The organism is Microcoleus sp. Aus8_D2 (genome assembly GCF_036702665.1).
GTDB lineage: Bacteria > Cyanobacteriota > Cyanobacteriia > Cyanobacteriales > Microcoleaceae > Microcoleus.
On the sequence record NZ_JAUBUN010000055.1, the window covers coordinates 36,546 to 44,170 of the forward strand.

Below are 7,625 nucleotides of genomic sequence, written 5' to 3' on the forward strand. Positions count from 1 at the left end.
GTTCTGTTAGATTGGTAAGCGAGCGCAAGGTGCTGATGTCGGTAATTCGATTGTTGTAGAGAATCAGTTCTGTTAGATTGGTGAGCGAGCGCAAGGCGCTGATGTCGGTAATTCTATTGCTGCCGAGATAAAGTCTTGTTAGATTGGTGAGCGAGCGCAAGGCGCTGATGTCGGTAATTTCATTGTATTTGAGATCAAGTGTTGTCAGATTGGTGAGCGAACCCAGGGAGCTGATGTCGGTAATTTGATTACTGCCGAGATCAAGTCTTGTCAGATTGGTGAGCGAACCCAGGGAGCTGATGTCGGTAATTTGATTAATGCCGAGATAAAGTGTTGTCAAATTGGTGAGCGAACCCAGGGAGCTGATGTCGGTAATTTGATTAATGCCGAGATAAAGTGTTGTCAGATTGGTGAGCGAACCCAGGGAGCTGATGTTGGTAATTTGATTACTCCAGAGATAAAGTGTTGTCAGATTGGTGAGCGAACCCAGGGAGCTGATGTCGGTAATTTGATTACTGCCGAGATCAAGTGTTGTCAGATTGGTGAGCGAACCCAGGGAGCTGATGTTGGTAATTTGATTTTCTTGGAAAAAAAGATTTGTGAGATTGGTCAGCGAACCCAGGGAGCTGATGTCGGTAATTTCATTGCCACACAGTTCCAGTTCTGTCATGCTTAAAAGTATCCGTTCCGCAGCTTCAGCGTCATCAGTGCCAGCCTGGTGTAACAACACTTCAACTGTGTGTCTTGCCCCTTTTGAAACACGGTCAATATTCCTGCACCAGTCGGCAAAGCGGCTAAAACTCATTGGCTCGTTTGGTTGTTTTTCTGACATAAAACACTCCCAGAGTGGTAATGGGGCATAGGGCATAGGGCATGGGTAATGGAAATACTGTTGACTGTTGACTATTACCAATTACCTATTACAAATCGCCCTTGCGTACCTTCTGTTACTCAATAAGTCTTCTATTTAAGATTTTCCAGCTTAATCCGAGGGTCAACTGCTTTGAGTAGCAAATCCGCAAACAAATTACCAACAATCAACATGGTAGCGCCCATCATCAAACTCGCCATGACTAAATACAAGTCTTGATTGTTCACCGCCTCCAAAGTCAGCTTACCCAAACCAGGCCAATTAAAGAAAAATTCTGCAATAAACGCACCGCTCAACAAACTCGCAAACTCAAAACCCAATAACGTCACCAACGGATTAATCGCATTCCGCAGAGCGTGAATGTAAATTACTCGATTGTCCGGCAAACCTTTAGCGCGTGCTGTGCGGATATAATCTTGACGCAGCACGTCTAACAATTGTCCGCGCATCAATCTTTGCAAACCCGCAAAACCAGTAACGCTGAGCGCAATTGTTGGCAAGATTAAGTGCCAGCAGTAATCGAGGATTTGACCCCACCAAGGTAAGTCTGCATGATCGATGCTTGTCATTCCTCCAACTGGGAAAAGAGGCGAGGTATTCTGAGCAAAAAATAGCAGCAGCAAGGCTGTGATAAAGCTGGGAAATCCCTGGCCCGTGTAGCTGACTACTTGTAAAACCCGATCGACTGTGCGGTTTTGATTGACGGCGGCGACAATCCCCAAAGGTAGCGCGATCGCCCAAGTCACCAACAAAGAGGCGATCGCCATCAACAGTGTCGCCGGTACCCGTTCCCACAGCAGCGACGCTACGGATCGCTGATACACAAAACTCGTGCCAAAATTCCCCTGTGTGAGAATTTGTTTCAGCCACAGCCCATATTGCACAATCGCTGGTTTATCCAAGCCGAATTGCTGTTCGAGTTGCTTGAGTGTTTCCGGCGAAATCTTGGGATTTTGGCTTAAAGTATCTAAGTAATTTCCTGGTGCTAGTTCAATAATTGCAAAACAAAGAGCCGATGCTAAAAATAGGGTTAAAAGTGCTTGCAACAGTCGCTTGACAACATAGCTAAATGTCTCGTTGCCAAATACAGAATTCAATATTCGCCCATTCCGTTTTAACTTAATAGAAGCCATGCGATTTTAGATTTTGGATTTTAGATTTTGGATTGAAGATTGAAGATTGAAGATTGAAGATTGAAGATTTGGGATTGAAGATTGAAGATTTGGGATTGAAGATTGAAGATTGAAGATTGAAGATTGAATAATTTAATAATTGTGAATGATGAATAGATACCAGCAGCCAATAGCCCGTAGGTGCGTCAGGGGAGAAAATTATTGATTAGGCGATCGTCACATTCAGCCCCCTGACGCACCCTACAATCACTAATGACCAATGACCAATGACCAATGACTGATGACTAATATTCAACCAAGGTGACGATCGGCACATCCGGCAATTTCTGCCGCCCGCCCAAAGCCTGCAATTCAATCACAAAAGCAAAACCTACAAGTTCGCAGCCCGCTTGCTGCAACAACTTAGCCGTCGCCGCCGCTGTGCCGCCAGTGGCGATTAAATCATCCACAACCAGCACCCGGCTGCCGGATTTCATGGCATCTTTGTGCATTTCCAGTCGATCGACACCATACTCCAACTCGTACTCAGCAAAATGAACTTCTCCAGGTAGTTTCCCCGGTTTGCGGACAGGAATAAAGCCGACTCCCATTTTATAAGCCAAAGGCGCGCCAAAGATGAAGCCCCGCGATTCCATGCCCACCACATAGTCAGCAGACATTGCAGAGCATTTTTCGGCTAAACTGTCAATAGTGTAGCTCAGTCCTTGGGGGTTGCGGAGCAAAGTTGTAATGTCTCGAAACATAATTCCCGGCTTGGGGAAATCAGGAATGTCGCGAATCAGAGATTTGAGATCCATAAGCTTGCAGATCGGGGTTGAGGGTAACGAGGCATCAAAAATGTTACAATCATAACCTCAATCGATTTTAAATTTTAAATTTTAGATTTTAGATTCACTATACGTAAACAAATGTCATAATTTCCTAACGACAGGGTTGAATATCAAGATTTGTCAACCTATGATCTAAAGTCAAAAATATAATATCTAAAATCCAATGATCAAGTTGGCAGCACGAGTGGGTGAGGTTCCTCCTTCCATAACCTTGGCGATCGCAGCTAAGGCTAAAGCCATGAGGGCCGAAGGGATTGATGTTTGTAGTTTGAGCACGGGAGAACCAGACTTTGATACCCCCGAACACATTAAAGCGGCGGCTAAGCAAGCTTTGGACGCGGGAAAGACTAAGTACGGCCCGGTGGCTGGGGAACCGCAGTTAAAAGCTGCGATCGCCCGCAAACTTCGCGATGACAACAATCTCAGCTATCAACCAGAAAATATCCTTGTTACCAACGGCGGCAAGCACTCCCTCTACAATCTGATGATGGCTCTGATCGATCCCGGAGATGAAGTAATTATTCCGGCTCCCTACTGGCTGAGCTATCCAGAAATGGTCAAACTCGCCAGCGGCAAGCCCGTAATTGTACGGACAGATGCTTCGACAGGATATAAAATTACACCGGAACAACTAAGTCAAGCGATCACTCCCAAAACCAAGTTATTTGTGCTGAATTCGCCTTCTAACCCGACGGGAATGGTGTACACTCCAGGGGAAATCAAAGCGCTGGCCGAGGTGATAGTCGATCGAGATATCTTAGTCGTTTCTGACGAAATTTACGAAAAAATTATATATGAGGGCGCCCAACACGTCAGCATCGGTTCCCTGGGTAAAGAAATATTCGATCGCACCCTGATCAGCAGCGGTTTTGCTAAAGGCTACTCGATGACAGGCTGGCGCATTGGCTATTTAGCAGGCCCGCTGGAATTAATCAAAGCCACCAGCACCATTCAAGGTCACAGTACCTCAAACGTGTGTACCTTTGCACAGTACGGCGCGATCGCAGCTTTGGAAAGCAGCCAAGAGTCTGTGGAAAAAATGCGCTTAGCTTTTGCCGATCGGCGTGAGGTAATATTTGAATTGCTTGATGCGATACCTGGAATTAGCTGCATCAAACCAGACGGCGCTTTCTATATGTTTGTCAATATCAGCAAAACTGGAATGACTTCTCTGGAATTTTGCGATGCTTTCTTAGAACAGCATCAAGTAGCAGTTATTCCAGGGATTGCGTTTGGTGCAGACGACCACATTCGATTGTCTTACGCCACCGATTTAGGCACAATTAAAAAAGCTGTAGAAAGGCTCGATAAATTTGTCCGCAGTATCTAAAAATTAGTCATTGGGCATGGGGCATGGGGCATGGGGCATGGGGCATGGGGCATGGGCCAAACAGGTCATTGGTCATTGGTCATTGGTCATATCCTGTCCGATGGATTAACAGCAGTAACATTCGAGCGTGCGTGCGCCCTTGGGTTCTGGGCCCGATAGTGGACTTTCGGGCCCACTACAAACCCTTTTTGTTATGGTAATCGACCGAACATCATATCATTAGTCATTGGTGATTGGTCGTTAGTTATTGGAAGTAACTGACAAATGACTGCTGACTAATGACTGATGACTAATGACTAATGACTGATGACTAAAGCTGTTTGGTCATAATTTCCTTGAGCAAATCCAGTCCTTTCTTAACTCGCCGAGAAACCGTCACCGCGCTGATACCCAAGCGTTCGGCTGTTTCCTTCTGCGTCAAATCGTACAGAAAAACAAACTCCAATATCTCCCGAGTCCGTTGTTCCAACATCGCCAAAGCTTGCTGTACGCGAATTTGATCCTCTTGGGCCAACTGAAAACTGCGATACTTGTTATCGGGCACCAATTCTCCCAGACAAGTCGCCCCCTCATCTTCATCCTGCACCGGCGCGTCTAAACTTAAAGGCGATCTGTTGAGATGGGCTAACTTAATTTCTTGCCATTCTGCTACAGAAACCTCAAGCACTGCTGCTACTTCAGCATCCGTAGGTTTGCGGTTCAACTGCACCTGCAAATCTTTGATCGCTGCGACAGATTTGCGTTCCAGGGCCAGCCAGTGGCGGGGAACTCGCACAGAAGGGCTTTTGTCCCGCAAGTAGTGCTGAATTTCGCCCCGAATGTAGGGAATTGCAAAGGAACTAAAAGCGTGTCCCTTCGAGATATCAAATCGCTCGATCGCCCCGATCAACCCAATGCACCCCACTTGCAGCAAATCGTCGTAGCTTTCACCGCACTGGTTGATCCAGTGGTAAACTTCTTTTCTCACCAGTCCAATATTCAGTTGAACTAACTGATTGCGGACTTCATTGGAGCCAGAATGTTGGTACTCGCGTAACAATTGCAAATTTTCGCTTTTTAGCTCGTTGGGGATTGTGGTAGACATGGTGGCATAAGGGTTGGTAGAGCAGGGGACTGATGTTGCTTTAGACCTAGTTTCCCATCTAGTCTAAAAAAAATAATCTTGGTGTGGTGTAATCCTAGCACTTAATACCTGTGATAACGGACACACCTGTTTAAATTTGGGACTGCGCAGCGATCAAAGCGCGGTCATCCGAAGCTATGCGGCATAATCCGTAAATTTACTGATGTTTTTTCCGATCGCATTATAAGCTTAAAGCTGTTTAAACGCAATACTTTTATTAATTAATAATCTCAATTAATAACTCGTAACTCATCACAATTAAATCATAAATTTAGTCATTAGTCAACAGTCTTCAGTTATGCTGCTAAAGACTGTTGGCTAATGAAGGGCGAGCAGTAGCTTTAGGGCAAAAAACTGCTCGAGTTCGAAGGATCCAGAAAGGCTATTTTACGACACAGAAGGCTCAATGCGAGCGTAAAACAAACCGCGAATTTTCACGTCCAGAGCGGGTCTAGCTCCCAAATCAGTATCAGAAGGCTGGGTGCTCTCAAAAATCCCGCCAACTTCGCCAGTGGCGCTGTTGACTTTAGCAACTTGGAGAGAAATTTTGCCCGCCTTGGTGCGGGTGTCAGCCAGCTTAACATTAGACCGTTTCAGCTTGGAATTGTCTGTAGCCGGAAGCGCTACAGCATTGTCGTAGCCCGTCGATACACCGCGACCTTTAGGGTCTAAAAAGCCTGCGCTGCGGTAAGAAGGAACGTTAAATTCCCCTTGCAAATCGGTGGAAGTATTGATAGCAACCACTCCCGGATCGGAACTGGCTACCAGCTCTTTAATGGTGAACAAGAAAGGTACTTGCTCTCCGCCCGGTAACTGAACTGTAATTGCTTGAAAGTCCAAGCCGTCCTCTTCAGTAAAAGTCAGAGTGCCGTCATTACCAACCTTGAGCGTACCTTGAACTTGGTCAATACTCGACGTGAACCGCGTCAACAATTTACCAGGCACAAATTCCGCCTCTTGGCGTTTGTTTGCTGCTTCTTCCTTCACAAAATAAGTGGTGGGCTGCAAACACAAACCAGTCAGTTTATAGGTGGCACCCGCTTCGATGGGGATCGATCCCCGAGAAGTTTCTGCCAAGCTAGGGCAGTTATTAGCCAATCCTGTACCTCTAATCTCGTCGTAGGTCAGCAACTCGGTAGTCGCCACCGTCGTGTCAGAAGCAGAAGAACAAGCAACCAGCGCACTCATGCAAAATGCTAAAAGTGCAACAATTAAAGCACGATATTTCATTGCCAACCTCAATATCCAACATCGGATTATATTAAGAAAAAGCCCTAGTTTGAGCAAAATATAATTGCCCGCCGGCAGGCTAGGCCAGCGCCATAGCAGCATTTAGATCCCGATCGCTCGCTTCACCGACACTGGCTTTGACTCAAAAAATCTTGCGCAGTGCGGTGAAAATAAGCAAGAACTTATGATTTCTCAATCATGTTCGGATCGCAGCCCAATACACATGGTACGACGGGTTGTGCTCTTTTCCTGACTTGGATTGCAAATAAATCTTGCGATCGTCAACCCACTTAAGTTACGTTGCTCCTAGCCCCGAATGCCGATCGCCACTAGCTCGATTAGTCGGCTGACACAAGCGACTGGGGCAAAACGCCTTGTAGATTTCAAAGGAAGCAGCGGTATGGACAACGGCAAAAATTTAGAGTCAGAAAAGTTGCAGTCTCAACTGCAATCGCTGACAGAGGCGCTTCGGACTTTAGCCGAAAGTTGTCAGGGAGACAGTGTGCTGCTTTTGGCTTTGCTGCGGACTCTCGAAGCTTCGCACCGAGAAATTCGGGACGGTTTGTTTCAAGCGTCTTTTCCCGATAACCGCCAAGCACTTTACAAACTGCTCAGGAATATTGAAGCGAATGGTGGCTGGCCTTACATCCACCGCATGAAACTTCGATCGCTCTTGGGGTACGCCCAACAATTATCTCCTTTAGAAGATGATCCGGTGGAGTCGCCAGAACACTCGGCCGAGACTGACCAAGGCCTTAAATAGTTATGAGTAATGAGTTTTGAGTTTGTAAATTTTACATTAACTCAAAACTCATCACTGAGCTGCGCGATCGCACCTAAAACCCGAAAGGTGTAGGAGGTATCGGTAGTGGGTTCGGTACCGCCGTTGGGAAGATCGGCGTCTGGCCCGGCATTGGCAACAGTCCAGGAGTCGCCGTCGGGGCGATCGAACTAATTGACACAATTGAATCAGGTACGGTAACAGTCGGTGCAGTCGGAATCCTGGAAACCGTCGGAGTTGGAGTCGTAGTCGTCGGAGTTGGAGTCGTAGTCGTCGGAGTTGGAGTCGTAGTCGTCGGAGTTGGAGTCGTAGTCGTCGGAGTTGGAG

General features: G+C 46.6%; 7 protein-coding genes and 1 pseudogene. 2 read left to right on the plus strand and 6 right to left on the minus strand.

The genetic code is table 11. The features are described 5' to 3' along the window. The 3 genes from QUB64_RS28960 to QUB64_RS28970 all read right to left on the minus strand — a co-directional run. The coding region (locus QUB64_RS28960) for a leucine-rich repeat domain-containing protein (RefSeq protein ID WP_333274395.1) at nt 1-832 on the minus strand (832 nt) is incomplete at its 3' end. A 131-nt stretch (nt 833-963) separates the two neighbouring features. Further along, nucleotides 964-2,004: an ABC transporter permease gene (locus QUB64_RS28965; protein WP_333274394.1), complete on the minus strand. Its 1,041-nt coding sequence runs from the start codon at nt 2,002-2,004 to the stop codon at nt 964-966. A gap of 284 nt (nt 2,005-2,288) precedes the next feature. Next, on the minus strand, nt 2,289-2,801 hold the full coding sequence (locus QUB64_RS28970) for an adenine phosphoribosyltransferase (RefSeq protein WP_333274391.1): 513 nt from the start codon (nt 2,799-2,801) through the stop codon (nt 2,289-2,291). Between the two features lie 196 nt (nt 2,802-2,997). On the opposite strand from QUB64_RS28970, the gene QUB64_RS28975 reads away from it, so the two are divergent. Continuing rightward, entirely contained in the window at nt 2,998-4,164 is a 1,167-nt protein-coding gene (locus QUB64_RS28975; RefSeq protein WP_333274388.1) for a pyridoxal phosphate-dependent aminotransferase, read from the plus strand. A gap of 310 nt (nt 4,165-4,474) precedes the next feature. Here QUB64_RS28975 and QUB64_RS28980 read toward each other — a convergent pair whose 3' ends face one another. Beyond that, nucleotides 4,475-5,248: an RNA polymerase sigma factor SigF gene (locus QUB64_RS28980; RefSeq protein WP_333274386.1), complete on the minus strand. Its 774-nt coding sequence runs from the start codon at nt 5,246-5,248 to the stop codon at nt 4,475-4,477. A gap of 426 nt (nt 5,249-5,674) precedes the next feature. Continuing rightward, the gene (locus tag QUB64_RS28985) at nt 5,675-6,517 is read right to left on the minus strand and encodes a photosystem II manganese-stabilizing polypeptide (protein ID WP_333274385.1); all 843 of its coding nucleotides are present in this window, start codon (nt 6,515-6,517) and stop codon (nt 5,675-5,677) included. A gap of 316 nt (nt 6,518-6,833) precedes the next feature. On the opposite strand from QUB64_RS28985, the gene QUB64_RS28990 reads away from it, so the two are divergent. Next, entirely contained in the window at nt 6,834-7,280 is a 447-nt protein-coding gene (locus QUB64_RS28990) for a hypothetical protein (RefSeq protein WP_333274382.1), read from the plus strand. A 73-nt stretch (nt 7,281-7,353) separates the two neighbouring features. On the opposite strand, the pseudogene QUB64_RS28995 reads toward QUB64_RS28990, so the two are convergent. Beyond that, nucleotides 7,354-7,625, minus strand: a pseudogene (locus tag QUB64_RS28995) (calcium-binding protein); the annotation flags it as partial.

Coding starts and splice junctions, on each gene's coding strand:
- QUB64_RS28965 (WP_333274394.1), bottom strand. CDS start 2,004: ATGGCTTCTATTAAGTTAAAACGGAATGGGCGAATATTGAATTCTGTA.
- QUB64_RS28970 (WP_333274391.1), bottom strand. CDS start 2,801: ATGGATCTCAAATCTCTGATTCGCGACATTCCTGATTTCCCCAAGCCG.
- QUB64_RS28975 (WP_333274388.1), top strand. CDS start 2,998: ATGATCAAGTTGGCAGCACGAGTGGGTGAGGTTCCTCCTTCCATAACC.
- QUB64_RS28980 (WP_333274386.1), bottom strand. CDS start 5,248: ATGTCTACCACAATCCCCAACGAGCTAAAAAGCGAAAATTTGCAATTG.
- QUB64_RS28985 (WP_333274385.1), bottom strand. CDS start 6,517: ATGAAATATCGTGCTTTAATTGTTGCACTTTTAGCATTTTGCATGAGT.
- QUB64_RS28990 (WP_333274382.1), top strand. CDS start 6,834: ATGCCGATCGCCACTAGCTCGATTAGTCGGCTGACACAAGCGACTGGG.